Origin of the sequence: Stenotrophomonas sp. 3diitr2024, assembly GCF_042136455.1 — a bacterium.
GTDB classification, from domain to species: domain Bacteria; phylum Pseudomonadota; class Gammaproteobacteria; order Xanthomonadales; family Xanthomonadaceae; genus Stenotrophomonas; species Stenotrophomonas sepilia.
In genome coordinates this window covers 12,457-37,502 of the sequence record NZ_JBHHMJ010000319.1, presented here as the reverse complement: position 1 = coordinate 37,502, position 25,046 = coordinate 12,457, and the positions used below count along the sequence as shown (strand labels likewise).

The following is a 25,046-nucleotide window of genomic DNA, read 5'->3' as shown; positions in this document are numbered from 1 at the left end:
ACCTTGGTGGATACCGGTGGAAGCCAGCGCCAACCAAGGTTGGCGGCTGACAGGAGCGATAGGCGCCCATGCGCCGCTTGGCGCTACAGGAACTCCGCCATGCGCTGCAGTTCGTCTTCAAGCGCGCCACGAAACACCTTGTCGCGGGCCAGCGACTTGCCGGCATAACCCACGTTCGACACCAACTCACCCTCGCGCACGCTGAGATTGGCCCAGCCCACCACCTGGTCGTGCCACAACACCGGCAGTGCGTAGTAGCCATACTGGCGCTTCGGTGCAGGCGTGTAGGCCTCGAACTTGTACACCCATCCCCACAGCAGCTCGAAGCGACGGCGGTCCCACACCACCGGGTCGAACGGCGCCAGCAGGCGCACCTGTTCGTCCGGTGCATAGCGGCGCGAACGCGGATTCTCGTCCGCCGGCCAGTACCAGGTGGTGCCCTCCAGCGTGCAGCTGGCCAGCTGCTGCTTGGCCAGCGCCAGTGCCTTGCGGGTCTGCTCGGCCAGATGCGGTGCACCATAGCCCAGCAGGCGCACCAGATAGGTCAGGCTGGCCGATGGCAGCGGCGCGTACTTGCGCACCACCAGGTCGATCAGCGCGGCCGCGCGCTCGACCTGCGCTTGTTCGCTGGCATCTGGCTCGGCATGCGCGGCCACTGCATAGATGCGGGTGCCACTGTCGCGCCGCTGTACGCGCAGCAGGCCGCGGTAGTGCATGCCGTCCAGCAGGTGCGTGCTGGCATTGCTGGTGCCGCCCCAGTAGTTGGTCACCCGGCCATGCGCAAACGCCTGGTCAACCTCGCGGGGGTGCACACTGCCGCGCTCGCGCACGAACGCCAGCACCTCGGCAGCGCGGCGATGGGTCTCGGCGTCCCACTCGCGCTTGGCCGCGCGTGGGTGCATCAGCGCCAGATGCTCGCGCGGCAGGAAGCCGTAGTTCACCAGGCAGTCCTCTTCCACCGGCAAGCGGCTGTAGCGCCGCTCAAGATCGCCTGAGCGGTAGTCCTTCACACGGTGCCGCAGGGTCAGGTCCTGCGCGCGTGCCGGTGCCCGGATCGGGTCGGCCTGCACGAAGCCCAACCGCCGGATCGCGGTCAGCAGCGTGGTCGGCCTGAACAGGGTGCGCGCCACTGCATAGCGGCGAAGGTCATCGAGGGTGGGCGTAGCTGGCATGGCCGCATTGTAGATCCACGCCATGCGTGGATGGGATCACGGCAATTCCCCCGAGGGCTAGCGCTCATCGCACCCGGACACTTCACCGGGCCCAACTACAGGCGCTGCCAGACCACGCCTTCACCGCGGCGAAAGTACACCGCCACGGCGCGGCCGTAGATCCGGTCCGCATCGACCCAGCCGAAGAAGCGGCCGTCCAGGCTGTTGCCACGGTGATCGCCCAGCACCAGCACCTTGCCGGCAGGTACCCGCAGATCGGCAATGTCCGGGCCTCCGCCATGCGTTAGATCCAGTCGGGCCTGCCGCTTGCCGAACCGTTCCACGTCAGTCATGGCAGTCATCTGCAAAGGCTGGCCATTGATGGTCAATCGTCCCTCCTGCAAGCGCACGCGGTCCCCGGCTACTGCGACCACGCGCTTGATCATGCGCACGCCATCGGCCGGGGAAGCGAACACCACCACCTCCCCGCGTTGCGGCACGTTGTCGCCCATCAGCTTCAGCCCGGTGAAAGGCAGGCGCAGGCCGTGCGCCCGCATGTCGACAACCACACGATCACCCGGCTGCAGGGTCGGCTGCATTGAACCGGTTGGCACCACGTAGTGATTGGCCAAGGTGTCGCGTGCAGCCAGGAACAGGCTCAGCAGCATCAGCAGCGGCAAGGCCTCCTTCTTCAGCCACAGCAGCGCTCGCTGGGGCAACGGCGCGCGGGAAGGGGCATGCATTGAGGGCTCCGGAAGATGATGGAAGGGTCCAGCCCCCAGCCTAGACGTACGGCTCTGGGCCATGCATAGGACAAATTCCAGATGTCCTCCCTGGGCGCATGAAGTGCCCATCCGGAGGGCTGTCCGGCCTGGCTCGACGTTACAGCGCGCCGTCCGCATCCAGCATCTGCAACGACCCAATCACCAGCGCCCGCATGCCCTGCTTGAACTCGGTGATCACCTGGCCCTCTTCGTCATCCGCAATCGCGTAGATGGTGTCGGCGCCGGCGATGCAGTAGAACGCGATTGTGGCCAGCAGCCAGCGTGCCTTGTCCATCGGCAGGCCGAAGACTTCGGCCACGTGCGCCTGGTGGGAGGCGATCTTCTCCAGCATCGGCGCGGTCGCCACCGTGCGCCGCAGCAGGTACGGCGGCAGCCCGGGGTGCGCCTTCACCACCTCGCACAACGATTCCACGAACACCATCAGATAGCCCTGCAGGCCGCCCGCCGCATCGGCCGAGGCGCGCGGAATCTGCCAGCGCTGGAACACCGCCTCGGCCACCAGGCGCTTCAGCGCCTCCAGGTTGGCCACGCGCTTGTACAGCGCGGCCTGGGTCACCGCCAGTTCGGCGGCCACGTTGGCCATGGTCAGGTTGGGCAGGCCCAGGCGGATGCCGATGTCGGCCAGGCGCTCGGGGGTGATGGTGGGCGGGCGGCCACGGGTCGGCGCCGTTGGATCGGGGTGCGGGCTCATACGGTGCGTGTTCATACCCTGCCGAGGGTGCCAGCAAAGGGACCCTCTTGTCCGCTTCGGTCTATTTAGTTTAATTTAATCAACTAATTCGGAATGCGTCTGGTTCGCACTCATGGCGCCGCCCGAACCGAGCCCCAGGCTCACTTCCCGCCAGGTCCCCACCCAGCCGACAACCCTGCGCTGCGCGCTCTTCCCGTGCTTGCCGATGGCAGCGCGCCAGGCGCGCTCGCGCCCAAGATTCACAGGACCCTGGCATGACCACGTACCCCTCCTCTTCCCCGCAGAACCGAGCTGCCGCCGCGTCCTGCAGCCAGCCACTCCCACACGGCCTGGCGCGGCGCTACCGCGCATCGGCGCTCGCGCTTGGCCTGATGGCATCGTGCGCCGCGCTGGCCGACACCGCGCCGTCCACACTGCCCTCGGTGCAGGTGCAGGAACAGCGCCGGGTCACCGCAGACTATGCGGGCGGGCAAGTGGCTGCCGGCAGCCGCGTCGGCCTGCTCGGCGACAAGGATTTCATGGACACGCCGTTCAGTACGGTCAGCTATACCGAGTCCTTCATCCGCGACCGCCAGGCCAAGGACCTGACCGACGTCATCGCCGCCACCGACCCCACCGTCTTCAGCAACGGCGTCACCGGCGCATGGAGCGAGAACTACGCGATCCGCGGCTTCGCCTCCAACACCAGCGACACCACCTTCAACGGCCTCAGCGGCATGGCGCCGTACTACCGTACCTCGCCGGAAATGTTCGAACGCATCGAGGTGCTGAAAGGCCCGTCCGCGCTGCTCAACGGCATGCCGCCGGGCGGCTCGGTCGGTGGCAGCGTCAACCTGGTCCCGAAGCGTGCCGGCGATCAACCGCTGCTGCGGGTCAGTGCCAACTTCGCCTCCGACGCGCAGTTCGGCACCCACCTGGATATGGGCCGTCGCCTGGGCGCCGACAGGCAGTTCGGCATCCGCTTCAACGGTGCCTACCGTGATGGTGACGGCGCAGTCGGCAAGCAGAGCAAGAAGGTACAGCTCGGTTCGCTGGCACTGGACTGGCGCGGCGAACGTATGCGGCTGTCGGCCGATCTGTACAGCGCCGATGACCGTGTTGACGGCCCGGCACGTGGCGTCGGCCTGGCGCCGGGTGTGGCCATTCCGCGGCCGCCGCGTGGCGATACGCTGATCAACCCGGACTGGGCCTACGTGGACAGCCAGGACAAGGGCGCGATGCTGCGCGGCGAACTGGACATCAACGATAGCCTGATGGCCTACCTCGCGTACGGCACCAGCAGGACCGACTACCGCTACAACGGCTCGATCAGCGCGCAGATCCTCAACCCGGCGGGTGACTTCACCACCGTGATCGGCCAGCTCGCGTTCGACATCAAGAAGCAATCCGGTGACGCCGGCCTGCGCGGCAGCTTCCGTACCGGCAGCGTGGGCCACCAATGGGCCGCCAACGTGACCCACTATCAGCACACCCAGAACGACTACGGCCGCCGCAGCGTGCCGGGCTGGGACTGGACCACCAACCTGTACAACCCGGTGTGGGGCCCGGCCGCGCCGTTCGTAGCGCCGCACATCTCGCATACCGAACTGCGGCTGGACAGCATCGGCTTCGCCGACACCTTGTCCTTTGCCGATGAACGTGTGCAGCTGACGCTGGGCGTGCGCCGCCAGCAGGTGGTCAGCGAGACCTTCAACGTGGCCACGGGTGCACGCACCTCACGCTACGACGAGAGCGCCACTACCCCGGCAGCGGCGCTGCTGGTGAAGGCGACCGACACGATCTCCCTCTACACCAACTACATCGAAGGCCTCAGCCAGGGCGCCACCGCGCCGATGACCGCTGCCAATGCCGGTGAAGTGTTCGCACCGTTCCGCACCAAGCAGAAGGAGCTGGGCCTGAAGCTGGACCTGGGCCGCTTCGCGCACACTTTCAGCCTGTATGAAATCAAGCGGCCCAGCAGCTACACCGACCCGGTCACGAATATCTTCTCGTTTGGCGGCGAACAGTGGAACCGGGGCGTGGAATGGGGCTTCTTCGGAGCACCACTGGACGGCGTGCGCCTGCTCGGTGGCGTGGCCTATGTGCAGCCGAAACTGACCCGCACGGCTGGCGGCGTGAATGAAGGCCGCATGGCCACAGCGGTTGCGCAGCGTCAGGCCAAGCTGGGCGTGGAGTGGGATGTGCCCGCGCTGGAAGGCCTGACTCTGACAGGTAATGCCACGGCGATGTCGAAGCAGTACATCAGTGCCGACAACCGCCTGTCGGTGCCGGGACGGACGTTGTTTGACGTGGGCGCGCGCTACAGCACCGCTGTGGCGGGTCGACCGCTTGCGCTGAGAGCCAGCGTGAACAACGTGACCAACAAGGCATACTGGGGCATGCCGTTGCTGTCGAGCCTGGCGCTGGGCGCACCGAGGACGGTGCTGCTCTCGGCAACCATGGATTTCTGAGCAGGCATGGAACTCCTGTAGAGCCGAGCCCATGCTCGGCTCTGTTTCGTTCCGTCACGCGATCTGCGCCCGCCCTCGTTCGCTCTAGAACGTGTCCGATATCAACGCCTTCACACGGCCTACATCATTCGTGCGTCGTCAGCTTCGACGACGCTTCAACGCTAGGAGAGAAACGATGCAGACCCTGTCTGAAAGCCAGGCCCAGTCCATTCGTGGCGGTGGTGGCGGTCTTGTCATTATCGGCGCCGGCCTGTCGCTCTACGGTGCGATCGCGCTGATCAAGTGGGAATGGCGCCCGTGGAAGTGGTGCTGATCCACTGAGCCATGCGTGAACCCGCGAGGCGGCCCTCCGCCTCGCTCTGCTGTGGGTAGCTGTTGATGATCGAGAAACTGGGCCAGGTTCTTCCACGCACCGGAATATCCTGCATCGCACTGTCGTGGGCCTTGGCGGTGGTTTCCGCACTCGTGCTTGTGGTGCTGTTGAAGGGGCGTTACGCGCGCACCGAAGAAGTACGTGGATACATCGCACTGGGCAACATCACCCGGGTAACTGTCGAACGTGCCGGCGTATTACAGGCGCTGCGGGTTGCGCCTGGGGAGAAAGTCGAAGCAGGCCAGCCGCTGGCGAGCGTCACTATTCCAGAACTCGACGCTGTCTCCGAACACGGTCTCAGTGCCGGCACACTCGGCCTGCAGAGCCTGCACGAAGTGCATTCCAGCGTGCAGCACGAAACCAGGCAGGCGCAGGCGCTTCACACGCTCCGCCTGCGCAGCATCGATGAGCAGGTCCAGCAGGTGGACCAAGAACTGCGCGCGCTCAATGCCGCGCTGGAAGCCACTACGGCCCGACAACGCTTGGCCGACAGTGCGCGGAAGCGTTACCAGGCGTTGGCCGAGCAACGCTTTGTCACCCAGCTCGAACTTGAAGACGCCCAGGCCCGGCAGCAGCAGTTGCGCGCCGAACACGCCAACATGCAGGCCTCCATCCTGGCCGCGCGCCAGCGCCGTACCCAACTGCAGCACGAACGCAAACGCACCGAAGAGGAACTGACCACGCGCCTCAACAGCCTGATGTTGCGCGGCAACGACCTTCAGGAGCGCATCCATGCCCAGCGCCGCGAGCGCGGCTACACGGTGTTTGCCCCGGTCGCCGGCGTTGTCGACATGGTGTCGCCGGCCGTCGGAGACAACCTGGTCCCCGGGGCTCCGCTGGCGCTGATACGGACCGATGCCGACGCGCGCCAACCCATGGCGCGGCTGAGTCTTCCCCAGCGAACGGCAGGGCTCGTCCAGGTCGGGGACACCGTCAACGTGCGCATCGATGCATTCCCGTATGAGCGTCATGGGCTGGTGCCGGGAAAGGTCCTGCGCCTGACCTCGGGCACGCTCTCCATTCCAGGCCTGCCCGATCAGAAGGACGCCCCAGCGTTTCTCGCCGACGTAGCACTGGACATGTCGCCGGCAAGCGTGCGTATCCGTCCGGAATGGCTGAAGGACGGCATGGATCTGCAGGGTTCGGTGCGCCTGCAGGAGGTGAACCTGCTTGAGTGGCTGTTTCTTCCCGTCCTCAGGGGATGGACCCGCAACAGCGGCGACGTCCTGCTGAACAACGAGCACCCGTGATGCGCAAGCCCTTCACCTCCCTTCTCCGTTCCCTGCTCGGCCGCCGTCGGATAACCCCGGTACTGCAGGGCGAAGTAGCCGAATGTGGCCTCGCCTGCCTGTCCATGGTCGCCCAACACCATGGCAAGCAGGTCGGCCTGCAGCAGCTTCGGCAACGCTACCGCGTCTCACGCGATGGCCTGTCGCTGTTCCAGGCATTGCGCATCGGCGAAGAACTTGGTTTTGCCGGGCGACCTCTCCAGCTCTCGCTGCAGGAAATCGGCGAACTGCGCCTGCCCGCCATCCTGTTCTGGGACCAGCACCACTTTGTCGTGGTCGAAGCAGTCAGCCAACGCGGTCTTTCCATCATCGATCCGGCCGTCGGACGCCGGCAGTTCCGTTGGGCCGAGGCCATGCCATTGTTCAGCGGTGCCGCACTGGAACTGATTCCAACCGCGACCTTCACGCACGAAGGCGAGGCAGGCACCGCCTCGCCCCTTTCCGTGCGCAGCGTGCTGGCCAGCAATCCACGCCTGCTCAATCACCTTGCCACACTGGCGGTGCTGGCGGTGCTTGCACAGCTGGTGGCCATCGCATCGCCCAAGCTGTTCTCGCTGGTGATCGACGAAGTGGTGGTCAAGGACGACCAGGAACTGCTCTACCTGCTGCTGTATGTCTTCGGCCTGATCTTCGCCATCAGCGTTGCTGCCTCCTGGCTGCGCACACTGGTGAATGAGCGGCTTCGGGCCTCGATCAACACCGATCTATCGGCTGGCCTGATGTCGCGCGTGCTGCGCCTGCCAACGCGATACTTCGAGCGCCGGCGCCCGGTTGACATCCTGCGTCGGCTGGAAGCCACCGATCTGGCGCATGTGGCGTACACCCAGGGTTGGGTCGATATCACCATCGACGCTCTGTTCGCGGTCGTCTTCCTGGTACTGATCGCGCTGATCAACATGAAACTGGCAGGAGTAGCGGTGGGCCTCAGCCTGTTGTTCTTCGCCATCCGCGCCATCAGCCTGCCAGCGATGGCCAAGGCACAGCGGCAATCCATCGATGCAGAGACCGCGCGCAACCACACGCTGCTGCGGGCCGTTACTGCGATGGAGACGGTGAAGCTGCGCGGGCAGGAAGGCGTGCGGCTGGCCGAATGGGCCAACCAGCAGGCCGATGTACAGCGCACACGGGCGCGCGTGGACCGCATCCAGGCCATGACCGGCACGGCGCACGAAGCCATCTCGCATGCCAATACGCTGGTGATCAGTGCGCTGGGCGCGCTGGCCGTGCTGCGTGGCGACAATACCATCGGCGACCTGTTCTCATTCGTCCTGTACAAGGACATGTTCATGGGCTGCACCCAGCGCATGATGGAACGCTATGCCGGCCTGCGCCTGGCGCAGGTGGAACTGGCACGGACCACCGACATCACCGATGAACTTCCCGAACTGCCCTGCGACGCCGGCTACCGCTCCAGCGCAGCGGCCGGCGACGAGCCGGTGCGCAGTCTCGCGATCTGTGGTGCCACGCACCGCTATGGCAGCTTCGACAACCCGACCTTCCGTGACCTTCATCTGGAGGTGGCCATGGGCAGCAAGACCGTTGTCACCGGCCCTTCCGGCTGCGGCAAGAGCACCCTGCTGAAGGTGGCGGCCGGCTTTCACGCACTGGACGAGGGCGCGGTCCGGGTCAATGGCGTGCCGTTGCAGCGCTTCGGCCTGGACCAGTACCGCCGGCGCATCGCACTGGTCGGCGATCGTGATGAAGTGATGCCGGCCAGCCTGGTGGACAACATCTACGCCGACTGCCCCGTGCGCGACGAACGCCGCCTGCAGCAGGCGCTGGAGCAGGCTGACCTGCATCAGGCAGCCCTGGCCCTGCCCGCCGGCTACAACACGCAGCTGGGGTTTGCCGGGGTTGAGCTGTCCAGCGGCCAGCGCCAGCGCCTGCTGATCGCTCGCGCGCTGTACATGCAGCCAGACCTGCTGATCCTAGATGAACCGACGGCGCATCTGGACCGCGACGCGCGCGACGCCGTCATCCAAACGCTTAAGTCGTTGCCGGTCACCTGCCTGATCGCCAGCCATGATGCAGAACTGGTCGCCGCCTGCGATCAGCGCTATCGCATGCAGGAAGGCCAACTTCGGTCGATGGCTGCGCCGCAGGCCCGCGTCGTGCCTGCATGAGCCAGGCTTGGATCGCCCGCCAGGCCATGGGCCACATCAGCGGCCAACTGCTGCGCCATCTATTGGTGATGGCCGCCGCGCCCTTGCCCGGTCGATGGGATGCGCCACTCATGCGCGCTGCGATGAGCTCGCAGGCAATCGCGTGGCCGTTGCGCCAATCACGGTATGCAGCTGCGCTCTGTCATCTCCAGGCCTTGGGTCTGGACCACGCCGACGCCATCGAGCAGGCGGCGCTGCACGTTGCCATCGAACTGCTGCGCGACGTCCGCTTCCGTCGTTACGAAATCAGGCGACCGGCGCAATGGCGCCGTCGGATCCATGACATGCAATGGAACGACCCGCACCACTATTGGCAAGAGATGGCGGGCAGCGGCGGCCTGATTGCGCTGTTGCACACCGGGGAATATCGCCTGGCCGTCGCGCGGGTCATCGAGGCCCATCCACAGCCTGCGCACGTGCTTGTGCCCGCCCTGTGCCGGGAGGGCGACGCCATGTTCCAGGCGTTGAAGAGCCTGGAAGCCTTCGGGCATCGGGTGGACGTGGTGCATCCGGGCGAGCCAGGCCTGGCCACGGCGCTGTTCCGCCATCTCCGCCGGGGCGGTACCGCCGTCGCCTTCATTGATCTTCCCGCTGCGATTGGCCCACAGCGCTTCGGCGACCCGGTGCGCTGTCGCTTCCTCGGGCGCGACGCACGCCTGGCGTTGGCGCCGCTGCAACTGGCCGCCAAGGCCGGTTGCCCGGTGCTGCTGGCGGCCAGCTGGATCAGCCGGCACGGCACCGGGCATCTGGAACTGCTGCATCGCGCCGGGAGCCTGACCACGCCCGATGCCGTGCAGGCAGTCCTGCAATCTGCCAGCGACTTCATCACACACGACCCTTCCAACTGGTTCCTGCTGGACCGGTTGGACAACTACCTGCATGCACGCCCTCAGCCCCGTTCGCTGGCATGACGCCCGCGAGGTGCCGGGACATCGGCGCCCGGTCAGGCACGACGCGGATCCGCTGAAGCACACTATCGGATTCGTACGAATCCGATAGTGTCCTTCCCAGCGGGGCTCCACCATCGACGTGACCCTCCTCCTCACGCGGCGGTGCCATGCCCCTTCCAGCCCTCCCTTCCTTCGCCGCCTCATTGCGAAGTGTGCTGCTCGCAACACTCCTGCTCGTGCCCCAGCTGGCCAGCGCTGCATCGGTCTGCGTCATGCGTTCAGGCGAGCGCATGCTGCTGGTGCAGGATGTCACCTCGCGCTGGCAGCTTCCTGGTGGTACCGCATTGCACGGTGAGCTCCCGCCGCAGACAGCCCTGCGCGAAACGTGGGAAGAAACCGGCCTGCAGGTCGCCACCACCGACCTGCTGGAAGACGACGCCGGTGTCCATGTGTTCGCCTGCCGCGCGACCCAGCCCATACAGGTGCAGGGGGCTGCAATAGATGTCCTGGACGCCCCGCATCTCGGGCGCGAGCTCATCCAGGCGCGCTGGGTCACCCGCGACGAAGCCCGCCAGCTGCGCACGCGCTTCCCGCAGCAGCTGGAGCACGCCTATCAGCGCCTGCACGCAGTAGCCGAGAGCGAAGTACGTCCCGTCGCGCGCTTCGGGCCCGCCTCTGCCTTCCGACAGGCGGAGCTGGATCGCGTGCAACGTACCCAGCAGTGGCCGGTGCGCGGGCTGGCGGTGGTGGGTAACGCCCTGGGCGAATTCTGGTTCTATCTGCTGGCGATGCCTGTGTTGTGGGTGGCGTTCGGCGCGCAGGCATCCCGCCTGATGTTGATGGCGCTGATGGTGGTCACGCTGGCCGTGCAGAGCATCAAAGTCGTCATTCCCGTGCCACGCCCCTTCAGCTTCGATGCCACGCTCAGCCTGGCCGGTGCCGCCGGCCCTTCCCTGCCCAGCGGGCACACCACCAGCGCTACCTGCTTTTTCGTGCTGGCCGCGCTGTGGTTGTTGGCACGCCAGAACATCACGGGCAAGTTCAAGACTGCGGCAGTGCTGGGCATCGCGCTGATGGCCGGGGTAATCGCCGGAATGGCCCGGGTCTGGTTGGGGGTTCACTATTGGAGCGACGTCGCTGCGGGGTTGTTGCTGGGCAGTGCGATCGCGGTTGCAATCCATGCCCTGGGTAAGTCGCTGGCACGCGCCAGCCATCCGGCTGCGCGCGAGCGAATCTGCTGGGGTGTCATCGCCGTTGCCAGCCTGGCCGTGGGCGTGACCTGGCAGGCCATGCCGCTGCTGTTGCCGTTCTGCGTGGCGGCCGCGTGCGCAATGGTGCCCCGTGTCGCCCCGGAACGTTCGTCGATGGGCTCGGCAGCATGGCTGCTGGCCGGCCTGCTGGTGCTGGGTGGCGTGGGCCTGCCGATGACCCAGCGCGCCGAACCGTTCGTGCTTGCGGCCAGCCTGCAGGCGCTGGTCTACATGGGGCTGGGCGCGTGGGTGGCGTGGGGTGCGGGCGCGGTTGCCGCGTGGCGGCCGATGAGGCACCAGCGGTAGCGTCCACGCATGGCGTGGCTCTAATCGGGGTGCAGGCGATAGATGGCGTGGTTGGTCAGCGCCAGCGCGGCCAGCTTCAGCCCTTCCATCACGCGATCGCCCACGTAGTGTTCCGGGCCACCGTTCTGGCGCGCGCGCTCGGCGGCCAGCAGGATCTCGTTGACGATGCGCAGGCCAGCCAATGCGCCGTCGCTGTCGGCCAGGGCCAGGCAGCGGCCGGGCAATTGATGGCGCTCGGGCCAGGGCTGACCGTCGGCGGCAACGCCACGACCAATCTGGTGCAGCAACGCGATCAGGTTGTTGGGATCCGGCGTCGCGCTCGCTTCCTCGCCCCCATCGGCGTTGGCCAGGGCATGCTGGGCGCGCAGAGGGGGAACATCCGATGCATTCATGGCAGGTCTCCGTACAAGGCTACGGTGCCACCGCCCTTAACAAAGGCGGCGGGACGGTACGTGGCTGGAAACCCGCGAGGCTGTGCTATACCCGGGCAGGTGCGCTTGCGCGCACCTCCACGCACCGCCCCGCCATAACGCGCAGACGGAATGCCAGCCGGCGCCGCACAAGGCGACGCCGGCTGGCAAGCGTTAACAGCACATCCTCAACGGGGTTTCCAGGCCCCGGCCACCCTTTTTCGGTGGCAACCCATCATGCGCACAACCGGCTTGCCATCAGCAAGCGCTGCGGTGCACAGACGGAGACATTCATGCAGCGGGCGGCATTGTCGCATACCGGCCATTCCCCGTGTTCCGGGCCTTGGCGTGGACTACCGGTCCCGACGCGACAGTCTTGTCTTCTCTGGCCTCCCAGCTTCAGCCACAGCCGCCGCAACCATCACCGCGTCTATGGCGACAACGGGATGCGCCCCTGCCCGGCTGGTCGTCGTGTGTCCTTTGCGCTACCGTCCGGCTTGGCAGCGCAGGAGATCATCGCGTGGGCGAGCAGGTGCAGGCAGGATATCGTTCAACCGGCCGCTGGCTGGCATGGCTGCTGCTGGGCGTGCTCGCCGTCGCCTGCCCGGCTGTTCATGCCTGCAGTGCTGGCCCGGCGAAATGGATGTCCGCCGCGCCAGGCTACTACGACTCGTACGCCGAGAACGACATTGTGGTCGGCTGGACCCGTGCGGTGGTGAACTACTACGTGGACTGCGACCCAACAGCCAGTGCCCGCGTTTACGTGCGTGCACAGGGCAAGATGGTGGGCTTCACCGATGGCCGAGCCATCTTCAGCACCGATCACGACGGCATCGGCGTGCAGGTCGAGTTCCGTTACATCCGGGCCGTTTCCGGATCGGGTGAGCCGGAGTATTCCGAGTGGCAGGCCGTAGGTTCTGCCGGCACGGTCGTCACCGCCTACGCGAACTACGTCAAGGGTGACCCCACCGCCTCGTTGCCCATCGAAGTGGACTACCGCTTCGTGGCACTGCGGGACTTCGCCGGCGAAGACATCCTGATGGGCGACCTGGAACCGTTGGCCGTCCGTGACATGAGCTATGGGCTATCGCTACAGCAGTTGTCGGTGGAGGGCGTGCGGCGGCGCCCGCGCGAGCATGCCAGCTGCGTGTTCAGTTCTGCGCCCCCGTCCACGCTCACCGTTCCCAGCGCGCATCTGGGCATGCTGCGCGAACTGGGCGACGTGGGGCCTCCGGCGAATTTCTCGTTCGCCTGGCGCTGCCGCGCAGGCAACCAGGGCCACAGTGGGCGGGGCGACTTCCGCTTCCTGTCGGCTGCCGCCGTCAGCGGCGTGCCCGGGCACCTGACCGCCAGCGGTACCGCACGCGGTGTCGATATGCTGGTCACCCTGCAGCGTGCGGACGGCAGCCAGGACCCCATCCTCTTTGACCGCTGGTATGCCAATATCCTGGCGCCCGGCGCCGGCGGGTTGCCCAGCGCCGGCAGCCAGAGCATGCAGGTGCGCTTCATCCGCAATGCCGACGCATTGCGGGCCGGCAGTGCCAGCAGCACCCTCACCATCCAGGTCGTACCGTTCTGAGTGTCCGACGGCTGCGCCGCAACACGTCAGCTGCCGCCGGCAGGCAGGTCCTTGGTTGCCACGTGTTCCAGCCCTTCGTCGTCGATCCAACGGTACTCAAGCCGGTTGCCCACCGGAGTTGCCCCCGAATGAAGCGAACTTTCCCATTCCGCGAACGGGGCGATGGTGGACGTATCGGGCGTCACCGCCACCGCTGCGCCGCCCAGCTGCACACCCGCCAGGCTGACGTGATACGGGCCGGAATTGCGCGCACGCAGGGTTATCGCTCCGGCAGCGGAATGTTCCACCTGCCAGTGCAGGCCATCGGCCGCATCGCGTGGGCTGCCGGGCAAACCTTGGGGACGATGGAACAGTTTCAGCTTCCAGTGCACGGCCACGTCCAGCGGTTGGGTGGTGCCATCCGCCTTGCTGCCCATCACATCCAGCACGTTCAGCCAGAACATCGATTCGCGATCGGTCGGCAGCGCACGCGTGTCGGCGGGGCGTATGGTGATGTCGCGCCGCTTGCCAGCCTCCAGCTTGAACACGGGTGGCGTGACGACGAACGGTTGGCGCTGCTCTTCCAGCGGAACGTCGCCTGGACTCTCGCCTACCCAGGTCTGGACCAGCGAGGGCCGATCCCCCTGGTTGCGCAGGCGGATGGAGGGCGCGTCAGCGCCTGTCACATGCACCACCCGCGTGGCGTCCACCCGCAGGTCGGCCGCCGCCGGCGGCGCTGTGCCAGCGGCAAGCACAAGCAACAGCAGTTTCTGGGCCAAGCGGTTCAATATTTGAGTACCTCGATCGTCAACGTCCCCTGCACATCGCCGGGGACCAACGTGGCTTCGCCATTGCGGACAAATCGTACCTGAAGATCACGCCGGCCCGTGTAGGGCAGTGGCTTTCCCTTGCTGTACCAGACTTCATGCTCGATCGGCTTTTCTTCCTTGGTACCAGGGTCGGTCATGCTGACCAGCAGATCCGCCCCCTTGGCCGTCCCGGTACTCTGGATATGCCCCGTTTTGCCGGATGATGCCTTCGTATACTTGAACCTGAAATCGCCACCACCGGCATAGTCCCCATCATTCCCATCAACGCAATACCAGCCAAATGAGAATTCTGAAGCACGCCCGGTGTCGCCCTCGCGCGCGAGGGTGCCTGGCGCCGTGGTCGGTACCGTCACGGTGCTCGGCGGCGTACTCGAGAAATTGCAATAGGAATACAGGCGGCGCGTCACCCCGAATCCCTCCACATCGGGTTCGGGCAGCGAAAGTCCGGAGTGGGAACGGCTGTTGGCCATTGCCAGAGCTTGACCATTCACAGTTCCGTTGCCCGTAAAATCATTGATTGCAACGTAGCGAAAATCGTACTGCACCGGGAAATGCCAGGTCCCGTCTGCCGCGTTGGGGATGGCTACGCCGGCTGCCACGCCTCCCATATCATCCAGTCGCTTCCAGTCGGACATTCCCCCGGAAACTGTCGGATGACGATATTCGATCTGCAGGCCGATATCCCGATCAGACGTACTGAATGTGGGTACACCTTCGACCTCACCGTAGTAGGGCGCCCTCGAGAGGAGGGTAATATCCACCCGCTCTGACGGATCACAGTTCACCTTGTAGTGGATTGTGTTTCCGGTAGAGCCTTTGACCTCGTCACCGGCCTTGAACCCATCATCGAAGTACACATTACTCATCGGCACCCAGGTGTCGTCGCCCGCGCTGCACCCTGCCCTGGCTTCGCCGGCCGCCAGGGCACCGCCAGCCAGGATCATCGCCAGCAGTAGGCGCGCGTGGCTTCCCGGTTTCGTCGTCATGTTCATTGTTCACCTCTGTCTTGATCAGTTGGGGGCACCTACGCCCGTGCCCAAACCGGACTCGTCCGCCAGTCGGGTTTCACGCTGGCAGCTGCTCATGTGAATCGGCTCATCGCCGGCCGTGGTCAGGTCATAGGCAATCGTGCAGCTGTCCAGCGGACCACTGCCGGTATCAACCCGCAGCACGCCCTTGTCATTGATGCCGCGGACCCACAGACGGCTGCCCTGGCCCACGATGCCTACCGCCACGCCCTGCTCGTCGAAGACATCCAGGCCGAACGGCAAGGCCTTGCCATGGCTGTCCCGGGCTTCGATCAACGCACTGCGGCCAACCGCCGTCGGAATCATCATCTTCACTACCGCGCCAGCGGTCGGAACCGCCGACACCGAGCCGGCTTTCAGTTCCACGTCCATCGACAGTCCCTTTGAATCCACCGAGACCTCGTTCTGGCGGTACGCGCTCAGGTAGGGAACCACCGCATAGCCGTTCTTGTCGGTGCGGATACCCTGGCGGTTGCCCACCATCGCCTTCGCGGCCCCCGGCACATGCAGCAGGCCGACGGTATCGCCAGTTCGCTGCGAGAAGGTCGCACCGCCACCGTGGACCACCACACTGCCGGTGGCCGACAAGCCGAGCTGGTGCCCGCTGTCGCTGCTGTTCCACGACGCCCCCACGCTTGCCTTGGGACCCAGGTAGTTCACGCTGGCACCGAAGTCCCGCTGCTGGCTCGACTGGCCGTAAGACAGGTTGTAGGACCCCTGCTGGTCCGCACCGAACTGTCCGCTCAGATTGGCGTTGTACCCGGTGTCGCGGCCGATGCCATTGGCCGAAGCACTCAGGCGCGGCGCGGCAGGCGCACGCCCCAGCGGCACGTGTACGCTCAGGTTCGCGCTGTTGCTGGCCTTCTTCGGGCCACCCGACAGCGAGGATTCCAGCGAACGACGCGCACTGATGTTGAACGTCGCGCGCCCCAGTTGGCCGGCATAGCCCAGCGAAAAGTTGGTGCTGCGACGGTTGTCCGTCCAGTAGTCGATTGAACTGCCCTGCAGGTACAACGATCCCTTGGGCAGGCGATGGTTCACGGTCAGGTCGAGCCGGCTGCGCTGGCGCGAAAGGCCGGCGCCACTCTCACCGTCCGCCAGTGCGCGCTGCAGGCGCGCTGCGTCGGAAAAGTCCAGGTAGCCGTCCGTCGAGTACCGGTAGGCCGCCAGGGTAAAGCTGGTGGCCGCACTGAAACTGCGGCTGTAGGCCAGCCGATAGGATTGCCCCTGCATGCGCGTGCCGAAGCCGGCCACCTCGCCCGGCAGCCGTGTATCGGCGAAGGTGACGTCGCCGGAGAACGCACCCAGGCGGGTGTTCACCGCCGCCCCCAGCAGCAGCGCTGCATAGCCGTCGGCTACCAGCGCGCCGCCATAAGCGGTGACCGCGCTGCCGACGCCGCGGCGCACGGTCGCCTGCGCGAACATCGGCGCATCGGTCTGCTCGTTGCGCAGCTGGCCCACGGTCACGCTGCTGCGCTGCTGCCCCTGGCGCAGCAGCCCCGGCACGGCGGCATACGGCACCACAAACGACTCGACGCGGCCATCCGCCTCGGTCACTTCCACTTCCAGATCACCACCGCGCGAGGTGTTGCGCAGGTCGTCGATCTCGAAGGGGCCCGGTGCCACGGTGGTTTCGAACACTACGTGGCCCGCCTGGCGGATGGTCACGCGCGCGTTGGTCTGCGCCACGCCACGCACCACCGGGGCATAGTTGTTGGCCGTCTCCGGCAGCATGCGCGGGTCGGTCCGCAGGTTGGCCCCCAGGTAGCCGACCGAGTTGAACAGGTCGCCATCGGTGCTGGCCTCGCCCAGAGTCAACTGCGCGTTCCAGCGGCGGATTTCGCGCTGGGCATAGCTGGTGCCGGCCGAGTACATCGGCGCGTCACCGTTGACCTGCGAAAAGTAGCCGCTGTGGCGAAAGCGCCAGGCGCCCAGGTTCAGGCCGGCATCAAGGCTGCCACTGGTGCGGCTGGCGCTTTCCCCGCCAAACTGGGAGCGGGTGTGATTCACACTGTAATTCAGCAGGAAAGCGTTGATGCCGTTGTCCCACTGCGAAGGGTCCACCCAGCCGCTGGAACGCGAGGCCAGGAAGGCCTGCGGCATGCTGATCTCCAGAATCTGCTCGTCAGCATTCAGGCTCGCCTGGGCCGAGGGAATGAAGCGGCCCAGGTCCTCGCAGGTCGAGGCCGTCGGCAACGGCAACAGATCGGCCTGCTCGCCCTTGTCCCGCATCGCTTCCAGCTTCTTGATATCCAGTCCCAGCAGGTCGAACAACGGCGCTGGCAGGCACAGGCGCTCCTCGCCATCGGTCTCGCGCACCTCCACTTCCTGCTTGCCCACGCTGCGACCGTTCACCTGCACGTCCACGTTGTAGATGCCCGGCAGGTTGCCATCGCGCTCGAAGCGGCTGACATCGATATTGCCGTGCAGCAGGCTCGGGTTGAACGCCACCGTCGGCGCCGCCATCGCGGCTGCGGGCAGCAGCGCGACGAGCACGGCCGCGGCAAGGCGATGCTGGCGCAGCAGCGTTGTCGTCGGGAAGCGGTTCATGGCGAAGTCCTGGCGTTGGGCAAAGGGGAACCAGGGCCCCCGTGAAGGGAGCCTGGCGGCGAGCGGGTCTGGGGATTAGCGGGGCAAAATCAGGGCCGCTGCAGCGGCACGGTCAGCGTATGGAAACCACCCTGCTCGTTGCGGAACTGGTAGGTCACCTGGGTACCGAGCGCAGCCTGCTGGGCATGGCTGAGGCGGTAAGTGGCGGAGGAAAACGGTGCGACGCGGCTCGCGGCAATGCGCTCCTTGTCGCCGATGCCACCCAGATGCACGTAGTACGGCGTCGGGTTCTCCGCGTGCAACGTCCAGCCCTGTCCATCCCGGGCCAGCGACCAGCGCAACTGCTCGGCGGCCTTGAAGGCACCGGCCGCCGTCAGCCCCTCGGGGCGATAGGTCAGGCTGAAGCGTGAACGCACGATCAGGTTCAGTACGGCATCGGCGCCCTGCGTGGTGGCGGGCACATCCAGGAGATTGAAGAAGTACATCGTCTCGCGGTCGCTGGCGGCTGGCGCGCCTGCGGCCACAATACGCAGGACCTTTTCGGCGCCAGCGTTGACGCGCGCTACCGGCGGACGGATGACGAACGGCACCGCCGCTGCCGTCTCCGGCGTGCTGTCGGCATCACCGTCGTCGATCCACGCCTGGATCAGCGCGGGCGAACCGCCCTGATTGGAGAGGCGGACGGTCAACTCCTGCTCCTTTGCAGAGAAGTGGAAATGCGTTGCGTTGGGCACGACCGCCGCATGCGCGGGTGCACAGATTGCCGCAAGCGCCGCCAGCACGGGCGCCATCAATCGGGTGCGGGAATGGCTCAACATGGTTCGTACTCCAAAGAGGGCCGGCAGGCCCTTCAACCCGTCAAGGTGCTGAAGGGCCCGCTCACGCGTTCAATAAGTGACGTTGATCAGCAGATCGCCGGAATAAGTGCCTGCCTCGACGGTGCCCACGCCGGCCCGGTCCAAGCGGGCCTGCAGCGGAATGGTGACGACTCCCTCGGCGGCCAGCGTGTGATTGATCACGTCAGTCGACAGATCCAATTCGGAGCCATCTTTCACAATCGTCAGCGCCACGTTCTTTGCCGCACCGGTGGTGGCGCTGTTGCTCAGCATGCCGTCGGTCAGCGCGCTGTCCTTGAAGGCCAGCGTGTAAGTATTGGCCGGGCACTTTCCCGCATCGGTGCCCATCTTGAGGTCGAAGTCGACGTTACGGCTGGCGCCACTGGTGATCTGATCCGGGGTGATCGTCGGCATGGCGACGCTGGTACCACCGGCGCCAACGCTGATGGCGCACGGCAACGCCTTGATGTCGCCCTTGAAGTTGATGGTGGCATCGGCCGCCGAAGCCGAGGCAACCGCGCCCAGCGAAAGGGCGGCGGACAGTGCAAGTGCAAGCTTGTTCATGATGATGAATTTCCTGTGTTTGGTATTGGGTTTGTGTGTTCAAGCCGCACTGTGCTGGGGCTTGAGCGAAGGGCATCTGCCTTCGAGAAGAGATGCTAGAAGCGACAGGGATTGGCAGGCATAGGACAAGTACCAAAGCGAAGCCCGGACTTGGGCGAAGCGAGGGCCGTTCAGGCTGAAAGCGCCGGGCGATAAGGGCTCATCGGCATACCGCGCACCCGACAGGCAGCGTAGGACTCGCTCCAGAAAGGAACGCCCAGCCCGGCCAATCACGCAGTTGGAGGCTCTTCAACGCCACATGGAATGCGTCCTTCCGATAGCGATCCCGGAAACAAAAACACCGCCCGGTGGGCGGTGTTGAGGTCAGAAGACGCGTTGGGTGCCGCGATGCCGGCACTCAGAGCAAACGCTGCTCCGCGTGCAACACGCCGTCGTCGTCCACCCATTCGTAGCGAACCTCGGTCAGCGGGCCGGCAAACCCTTCGGGTAATGCCAGCGTGCGGGCTTCGCCGGGCGCCAGATAGAAGGCATCCACGCTGCGCTCGCCGGATGCGGAGAGCAGCGTCATGCTGGCGAGGTTGAAGTAGTGGCGCCCCGTGTTGCGCAGCGCCAGGCCGCCCACGCCTGCTGCCATGCCCACCTGGCCGTCGGGGTTCAGTGGCGTCCCGAGCCCCTGCGGGCGGTACAGCAGCTTCATGCGGAAGCGGATAGCCACCTGCACCACATTGTCATCCGCCTTGGCCTCGCGTGCGGGCACATCCACCACGTTCACCCAGTAGAGCTGCTCCTGTTCGCTCGCCGGAAGCTGCGCGGCGATGCCCCTTATCCGCAATGCATGCGATGCCCCGGGATCCAATCGCAGCAGGGGACGGTCAAGAACGAAGGGCGCCTTCGATGCTTCCGGGGTCTGCTGAAGACTGCCGTACTCCCTTGAAGGCGGTCACCGGCACGCCCCCCCCCCATGTTGATCTCCCGCGTGCGCATGGGCAGCAGGGACGATTCTTGACCTTCAGGGTCGTTGCGCCCACCAAGAGCTTTTGCTGCAATAACCCCGCGCGCCCTTCGTCAGGCGCGACTCGAACACCATCTCCCGATTGATGGTGCTGCTGCCGCAGGCAATGCTGCCGGTGCGCATGTAATTGATCATCAATCGCGCCCCACCGGCCCGATGCCGCTGTCACCTGCGTGCAGGACGACTTCATCGTAGTCCATCGCGGACCGGCGGGCGCGGCGACCGCCCTTATACTCAGCCAGAAGCGCCATGCCGCGACCCACCACGCCGGTCTCGTACACGACATACGATGCACCACCTTCATGGTAACGCTCGCGGATGAACCCGCCGTGCGTCTCCTTGCGGAAGTCGATAGGCGCGCTAGAATCGCAGCGGAACTGGGCGGACGCACATACGTATTGGCACGCCCACCCAACACAAGCCATAATTTTTGACGGACCGTGCGCTCGATCCAGGCGGGAAGCCGACTCAGGGTAACAGGTGGCGCGCTGGGTGTAGGCGGCCCTCGTCGTCGATCCATGTGAACTCCAGGATGGCGCCCGATGCATCAACGTCATCGGGCAGCACAATGGAGGACGTCGAATGCGGCAGGACGTGTGGATTATCCAGTGCGCTCCTGTTTCTACCTGACACGATATCCACGCTGCCCAGGTTGAGGACGTAGGCCGATGCGTTGCGAGCTACCAGGACGCGCGCGCCATCCACGCGGTCGACGCTCCATGTCACACTTACCGCCTGATTCACCGGCCGGCTTGACAACCCCGCCGGGCGAAACAGCAGCTTGTAGCGACTGCGCACACTCAGTTCGAGCTGGCCTTGATCAGCGTGGTGTTGTTTGGGGGCAAGTGCGAGAACGTTGAGCCAGTAGAGGTGTTCCACCTCATCACTCGGCGCCTGTGCCGCCAGCTGCTGTACCCGGATGTACTTGGACTGTCCAGGTTCAAGCCTCACCATGGGCGGTGCCAGGACGAATGGAGCGGTGGAGGCTTCTGGAGACTGGTCCGGGTCGCCATCGGAAATCCAGGACTGAACAAGCACTGGAAATCCGCCCAGATTGTGGATCGGGACCGAAACACTCTTCTGCGCAGCGGGAAACACCACACGCGTGGTTGGAATTGCCACTTGCCCCCACGCTGATCCCACCTGCAGCAGCGCAAGGCAAACCGACGCCCCTGCTGCAAACAAGCGTCGACGCAAGCGTGGACGCCCCGACGCGCGCGCAGCCCCCCCTCTCACCTCCAATGAAGCGTCCTGGCTGCTCATGGGTAATCGATCCGGAAGCGCACCGTTGCGCTTGCATCGCCCGGCTCAATGTCCGCCGCATCGGCCGCTGTGCGAATGAAGCGCGCACCAAATGTTTCGCTACGCGCTCCGTCCGCGCCACTGGAACCGAATGGATAGCTGCGTCCCAGAATGATGTTGTCCCCACCCGGCTGCAGCAACTGTACACCCACGCCCTTCGCCGTTCCCTGCACATCCACGACCCCGCGACCCGAATCGACTTCAGCCGTCGCTCCCGTGGCTTCCACATAATAGTTGACCCGACCCGCGCCCACCTCACAGTTCAGGTCAACTGTGAACCGACGCGTCGGTCCGAATGACCACCGATTGGGAAACGCAGCAAGCGCGACAAATCCAAGGGGTACCGTCTTGGGCATGACATGGCACAGCGGCCGGTGCTGAACCTCGATCGTGACATCTCCCAGGTATTGGCTCTGTGACCATCGATATGTCCTCTGATGATGCTCCATATCGAGCAGCTTTAGCTTCTCCAAGGCCACAGTCTGAACCGGCGCGTTGCCTGTTTTGATGAAGCGCACACGTATGTCCTGGATTACATCCAGACCCTCGCCCCATGGCGGAGATGCAACAATCCGCCGCAGTTCAACGCCCGCCCTGATTGGCCATGAAGTGGTCTCGTACAGGATTGACGGACGAACGCTGATGGCAACTCCGATGCCAGTGACTCCGGTTGCAAATACGCTGTATGTGCTGCCACCTTCAACAAAGGTGCCGACTTCCGGCGAGCTCGCATTGAATGCATTCACCTGGGATAAGGACCCTCCGTAGCCGCAAACTGTCGTGGTCACCTGATTGGATGACAGCCATGGGCTTAGTGCCTCGCCGACGTCGACCGCGTTCGCTACAAGTGTGATTCTGCTGCCGATTGAAAACGAGTAGTCGCCACTGTAATCATTGCAGGCTGCGTTGGCCGCACCAGAGAGCACCAGCATGCACGGGAAAGCCAGCGCGGCCAGGGAATATCGACGGGATAGCCAGTTCGTTAGCATCTCTACAGTTCCTGTGTGCTGTCGTGAGAAGTTCGCGTGCCTCGTTCAACAAGGAGTTCCGGGGTATTCTGGATGCACGGTTCGATCAGCATTTCACCCGTCTGCGCCACGCCGAGGTCGTATGCGATGCGGCATTGGGTGGCTTGGTCCGGCCCCACCATGATGAAGAGCTCGCCTTTCTGGTCCAGACCACGCACCCAGAGCCGGCTGCCCTGCCCGACCACGCCTACCACGTCACCGTGCTCATTGAGCACATCAGTGCCAAACGGCAGCGCAGTGCCATCGGGCAGCCGCGCTTCGATCAGTGCATTGCGGCCCACGGCCGTCGGCAACACCATCTTCACCACTGCGCCCGCGTTCGGGATGGCAGACACGGCGCCAGCACTCAGCTCGACATCCAGCGACAGCTCGCTGGGGTCCACCCGCACCTCGTTCCGCCGGAATGGACTCATGTAGGGAATGACCGCATAACCGCGCGAATCGGTCTTCACGCCTGTCGCATTGTCAACCTTCGCGCCGGCGGCGCCAGGCACATGCAGCAGGCCAACGGTTTCACCCAACCGTTGCCCCAAGGTGAGCCCGCCGCTGTGTATGACAAGGCCGCCACTGGCGCCCAGCGACAACCGGCTGCTCTGGGCAGAACGATTGTAGGATCCGTTCAGATAGGCCACGGGCAGCTGGTAGTTGGCACTGGCCCCATAGCTGGTGCGGTCACCATCACGGCTGAGCGAGGCGTTGTAGTTGCCCCGCCAACCATCACCAATGGACCCAGCAATACCCATACCCAGGGCGCTGCGGCCAGCGCTATCGCGGCTTGCGTTCACATCCAGGCGCGGCGCACTCGATGGCACCCCCAACGGCACACTCACACTGACATACACACTGTTGGTGGTTTTCGCCGCGCCACCGGAGAACAAGGAGGTCTCCAATGTACGCCGCGCGCTGATCGAATAGCTCGCGCGGCCGATACGGCTGCCATAGGCAAATGAGAAGCTGGTCTGGCGGCGGTTCTGGTCCCAGTAGTCACTGGTGCTGCCGGTGAACGTCAACTGCCCCCTGCCTTCCTGCAGGCGCTGATTGACCGTCAGGTCCAGCCGACTGCGTTGACGCCCCACGATGTCATAGCCCGATGCCTGGTCCAATTTGCCACGAAGGCGCATGGTGTCGGCCAGGGTCAGGAAGTCGCTGGTGGAGTAGCGGTAGGCCGCCATGGTGACGTTGGTATTGTCGTCAAACAACGCCTTGTTGTACGCCAATCGATAGGACTGGCCGCGGCGCCGCTCGACGCCGCCGACGACACTGGGAATACGCGCATCGCTGAAGGTGATGTCGCCAGAGAACGCACCGACGGGCGTCGACCACGCGCCACCCAGCACCATGCCCCGGTAGCCCGATGCTGCGGTAGCAGCGCCGTAGCCGGTGAACTGATTGCTCAATCCCTTGCGCAGCGTCGCCTCGATGAAGCGAGGCTTCTGCACGAACTGATCGTCACGCAGTTCGCCGGCCGTGATGCTGTAGCGCTGCTGGCCAGGACGCAGCAGCTGCGGCATGGCGGTGAACGGCACGACAAAGCGCTCGACACGACCGTCGGCCTCGGTGACTTCCACCTCGATGTCGCCACTGGCGCCGTAGATCTGCAGATCGTCAATCTCGAACGGGCCTGGCGCGACGCTGGTCTCGTGAATCACAAACCCACGCTGCCGAATGGTCACTCGTGCATTGGTCTGTGCCACGCCACGCACCACCGGCGCGAAGTTGTTGGCACCATCCGGCAGCATCCGCGCATCAGTGGTGATGTTCACACCACGGTAGTTCACGCCCTGCAGCATATCGCCGCTGGTTGAAGACTCGCCTACGGTCAACTGCGCCCCCAGCGAAGGCAGGTTGCGCTGCAGATAGCTGCGGCCGGCGGTGTAGTCGGTGCCGGCGGCGCCGGCGTGCCTCAGATAGCCACTGTGGCGCAGGCGCCATTCACCCACGTTCAAGCCGGCGTCGACGGTCATGCCGGTATGGTTGGACTGCCGATCGCCATAGCGCTGCCGTTCGTGGCTGATGCTGTATCCAAGAGTGGCGGCATTAATCCCGCTTTCCCACAGTGCGGGGTCAACCCACCCACGCGGTGTGCGCAGCAGGTAGATCTGGGGGACCGAAATATCTAGACGCTGCTCGCCTGAATCGAACGCCTCAGACGCACCAGGCACATAGTCCGACAGTGGCCGGCAGGCCTCCTCGGTCGGTAGCGGCAAAGGTCTGGAAGCGCCTTCTTCGGATTCATTGCGCGCTGCGGCCAAGCGCGCCTCGTTCAGGCTGAGCATCTCAAATATCGCCGGGGACAGACAGATGCGCACGCCATCGTCTTCCGCAAGCCGTGCCGTCAGATCCATTCGCCCAAGCAGTTCGCCATTGAGCAGGATGTCGGCGTTGTACGTACCCGGCAGCAGGCTGCCACGCTCGAAGCGCTCCAGATCAATGCCGCTCGCATTGCCGAACAGCATGTCCGCATTGAACTCAACCTTCGGGGCGGCCAGCACAGGCATCGGCAACAGCGCCGCCACGACAGCGGCGACCAACGGTCGGCGCCGCATGAGATTTTGCCGATGATGACGCTTCATGTCGGACT

The 25,046-nt window shown here is 65.1% G+C and carries 20 protein-coding genes; 7 read left to right on the top strand and 13 right to left on the bottom strand.

What is annotated here, in order from left to right; translation table 11 throughout:
* Positions 1-83 precede the first annotated feature (83 nt).
* The 3 genes from ABGA94_RS07585 to ABGA94_RS07575 all read right to left on the bottom strand — a co-directional run bounded on the left by ABGA94_RS07585 (position 84) and on the right by ABGA94_RS07575 (position 2,627).
* Positions 84-1,196, bottom strand: a complete 1,113-nt coding sequence (locus tag ABGA94_RS07585; RefSeq protein WP_005416674.1) for a DNA glycosylase AlkZ-like family protein — start codon at positions 1,194-1,196, stop codon at positions 84-86.
* Positions 1,197-1,267: 71 nt separating this feature from the next.
* A complete protein-coding gene (lepB, locus tag ABGA94_RS07580) occupies positions 1,268-1,894 on the bottom strand; it encodes a signal peptidase I (protein WP_065186452.1) in 627 nt (208 codons plus the stop codon).
* A 139-nt stretch (positions 1,895-2,033) separates the two neighbouring features.
* Positions 2,034-2,627: a TetR/AcrR family transcriptional regulator gene (locus ABGA94_RS07575; protein WP_139727151.1), complete on the bottom strand. Its 594-nt coding sequence runs from the start codon at positions 2,625-2,627 to the stop codon at positions 2,034-2,036.
* Positions 2,628-2,881: 254 nt separating this feature from the next.
* Between ABGA94_RS07575 and ABGA94_RS07570 the strand changes: the two genes are divergently transcribed.
* The 6 genes from ABGA94_RS07570 to ABGA94_RS07545 all read left to right on the top strand — a co-directional run bounded on the left by ABGA94_RS07570 (position 2,882) and on the right by ABGA94_RS07545 (position 11,347).
* On the top strand, positions 2,882-5,077 hold the full coding sequence (locus tag ABGA94_RS07570; RefSeq protein WP_375366902.1) for a TonB-dependent receptor: 2,196 nt from the start codon (positions 2,882-2,884) through the stop codon (positions 5,075-5,077).
* Between the two features lie 175 nt (positions 5,078-5,252).
* On the top strand, positions 5,253-5,390 hold the full coding sequence (locus tag ABGA94_RS07565; RefSeq protein ID WP_155760274.1) for a hypothetical protein: 138 nt from the start codon (positions 5,253-5,255) through the stop codon (positions 5,388-5,390).
* A gap of 65 nt (positions 5,391-5,455) precedes the next feature.
* On the top strand, positions 5,456-6,700 hold the full coding sequence (locus tag ABGA94_RS07560; protein ID WP_375366900.1) for an HlyD family secretion protein: 1,245 nt from the start codon (positions 5,456-5,458) through the stop codon (positions 6,698-6,700).
* A complete protein-coding gene (locus tag ABGA94_RS07555) occupies positions 6,700-8,862 on the top strand; it encodes a peptidase domain-containing ABC transporter (protein WP_134955583.1) in 2,163 nt (720 codons plus the stop codon). Before ABGA94_RS07560 ends, ABGA94_RS07555 begins: the two co-directional genes overlap by 1 nt.
* Positions 8,859-9,812: a hypothetical protein gene (locus ABGA94_RS07550; RefSeq protein ID WP_375366899.1), complete on the top strand. Its 954-nt coding sequence runs from the start codon at positions 8,859-8,861 to the stop codon at positions 9,810-9,812. Before ABGA94_RS07555 ends, ABGA94_RS07550 begins: the two co-directional genes overlap by 4 nt.
* 146 nt (positions 9,813-9,958) lie before the next feature.
* Positions 9,959-11,347 carry a phosphatase PAP2 family protein gene (locus ABGA94_RS07545; RefSeq protein WP_375366897.1) on the top strand — a complete coding sequence of 463 codons (1,389 nt, stop codon included), beginning with the start codon at positions 9,959-9,961 and terminating at the stop codon, positions 11,345-11,347.
* A gap of 20 nt (positions 11,348-11,367) precedes the next feature.
* On the opposite strand, the gene ABGA94_RS07540 is transcribed toward ABGA94_RS07545, so the two are convergent.
* A complete protein-coding gene (locus tag ABGA94_RS07540) occupies positions 11,368-11,739 on the bottom strand; it encodes a hypothetical protein (protein WP_065186467.1) in 372 nt (123 codons plus the stop codon).
* A 538-nt stretch (positions 11,740-12,277) separates the two neighbouring features.
* Here ABGA94_RS07540 and ABGA94_RS07535 point away from each other — a divergent pair.
* A complete protein-coding gene (locus ABGA94_RS07535) occupies positions 12,278-13,336 on the top strand; it encodes a hypothetical protein (protein WP_375366896.1) in 1,059 nt (352 codons plus the stop codon).
* A gap of 26 nt (positions 13,337-13,362) precedes the next feature.
* Here the strand turns inward: ABGA94_RS07535 and ABGA94_RS07530 are convergent, their stop codons facing one another.
* The 9 genes from ABGA94_RS07530 to ABGA94_RS07490 all read right to left on the bottom strand — a co-directional run bounded on the left by ABGA94_RS07530 (position 13,363) and on the right by ABGA94_RS07490 (position 25,038).
* Positions 13,363-14,094, bottom strand: coding sequence for a molecular chaperone (locus ABGA94_RS07530; RefSeq protein ID WP_065196354.1), 732 nt, complete (start codon positions 14,092-14,094; stop codon positions 13,363-13,365).
* A gap of 5 nt (positions 14,095-14,099) precedes the next feature.
* Positions 14,100-15,137, bottom strand: coding sequence for a fimbrial protein (locus ABGA94_RS07525; protein ID WP_146256603.1), 1,038 nt, complete (start codon positions 15,135-15,137; stop codon positions 14,100-14,102).
* A gap of 18 nt (positions 15,138-15,155) precedes the next feature.
* Positions 15,156-17,723, bottom strand: a complete 2,568-nt coding sequence (locus ABGA94_RS07520) for a fimbria/pilus outer membrane usher protein (RefSeq protein WP_375366895.1) — start codon at positions 17,721-17,723, stop codon at positions 15,156-15,158.
* Positions 17,724-17,812: 89 nt separating this feature from the next.
* Positions 17,813-18,514 carry a molecular chaperone gene (locus ABGA94_RS07515; protein WP_258390383.1) on the bottom strand — a complete coding sequence of 234 codons (702 nt, stop codon included), beginning with the start codon at positions 18,512-18,514 and terminating at the stop codon, positions 17,813-17,815.
* A gap of 96 nt (positions 18,515-18,610) precedes the next feature.
* Complete coding sequence (locus ABGA94_RS07510; protein ID WP_111129292.1) at positions 18,611-19,123, bottom strand: fimbrial protein; 513 nt, start codon at positions 19,121-19,123, stop codon at positions 18,611-18,613.
* 397 nt (positions 19,124-19,520) lie between these two features.
* Positions 19,521-19,979 carry a molecular chaperone gene (locus ABGA94_RS07505; protein WP_375366893.1) on the bottom strand — a complete coding sequence of 153 codons (459 nt, stop codon included), beginning with the start codon at positions 19,977-19,979 and terminating at the stop codon, positions 19,521-19,523.
* Positions 19,980-20,603: 624 nt separating this feature from the next.
* Positions 20,604-21,398 (bottom strand): molecular chaperone, encoded by a 795-nt coding sequence (locus ABGA94_RS07500; RefSeq protein ID WP_111129295.1) that lies wholly within the window; start codon positions 21,396-21,398, stop codon positions 20,604-20,606.
* Positions 21,395-22,426 (bottom strand): fimbrial protein, encoded by a 1,032-nt coding sequence (locus ABGA94_RS07495; RefSeq protein ID WP_111129297.1) that lies wholly within the window; start codon positions 22,424-22,426, stop codon positions 21,395-21,397. Before ABGA94_RS07495 ends, ABGA94_RS07500 begins: the two co-directional genes overlap by 4 nt.
* Positions 22,427-22,428: 2 nt before the next feature.
* Positions 22,429-25,038: a fimbria/pilus outer membrane usher protein gene (locus tag ABGA94_RS07490; protein ID WP_375366891.1), complete on the bottom strand. Its 2,610-nt coding sequence runs from the start codon at positions 25,036-25,038 to the stop codon at positions 22,429-22,431.
* Between the last annotated feature and the right edge of the window lie 8 nt (positions 25,039-25,046).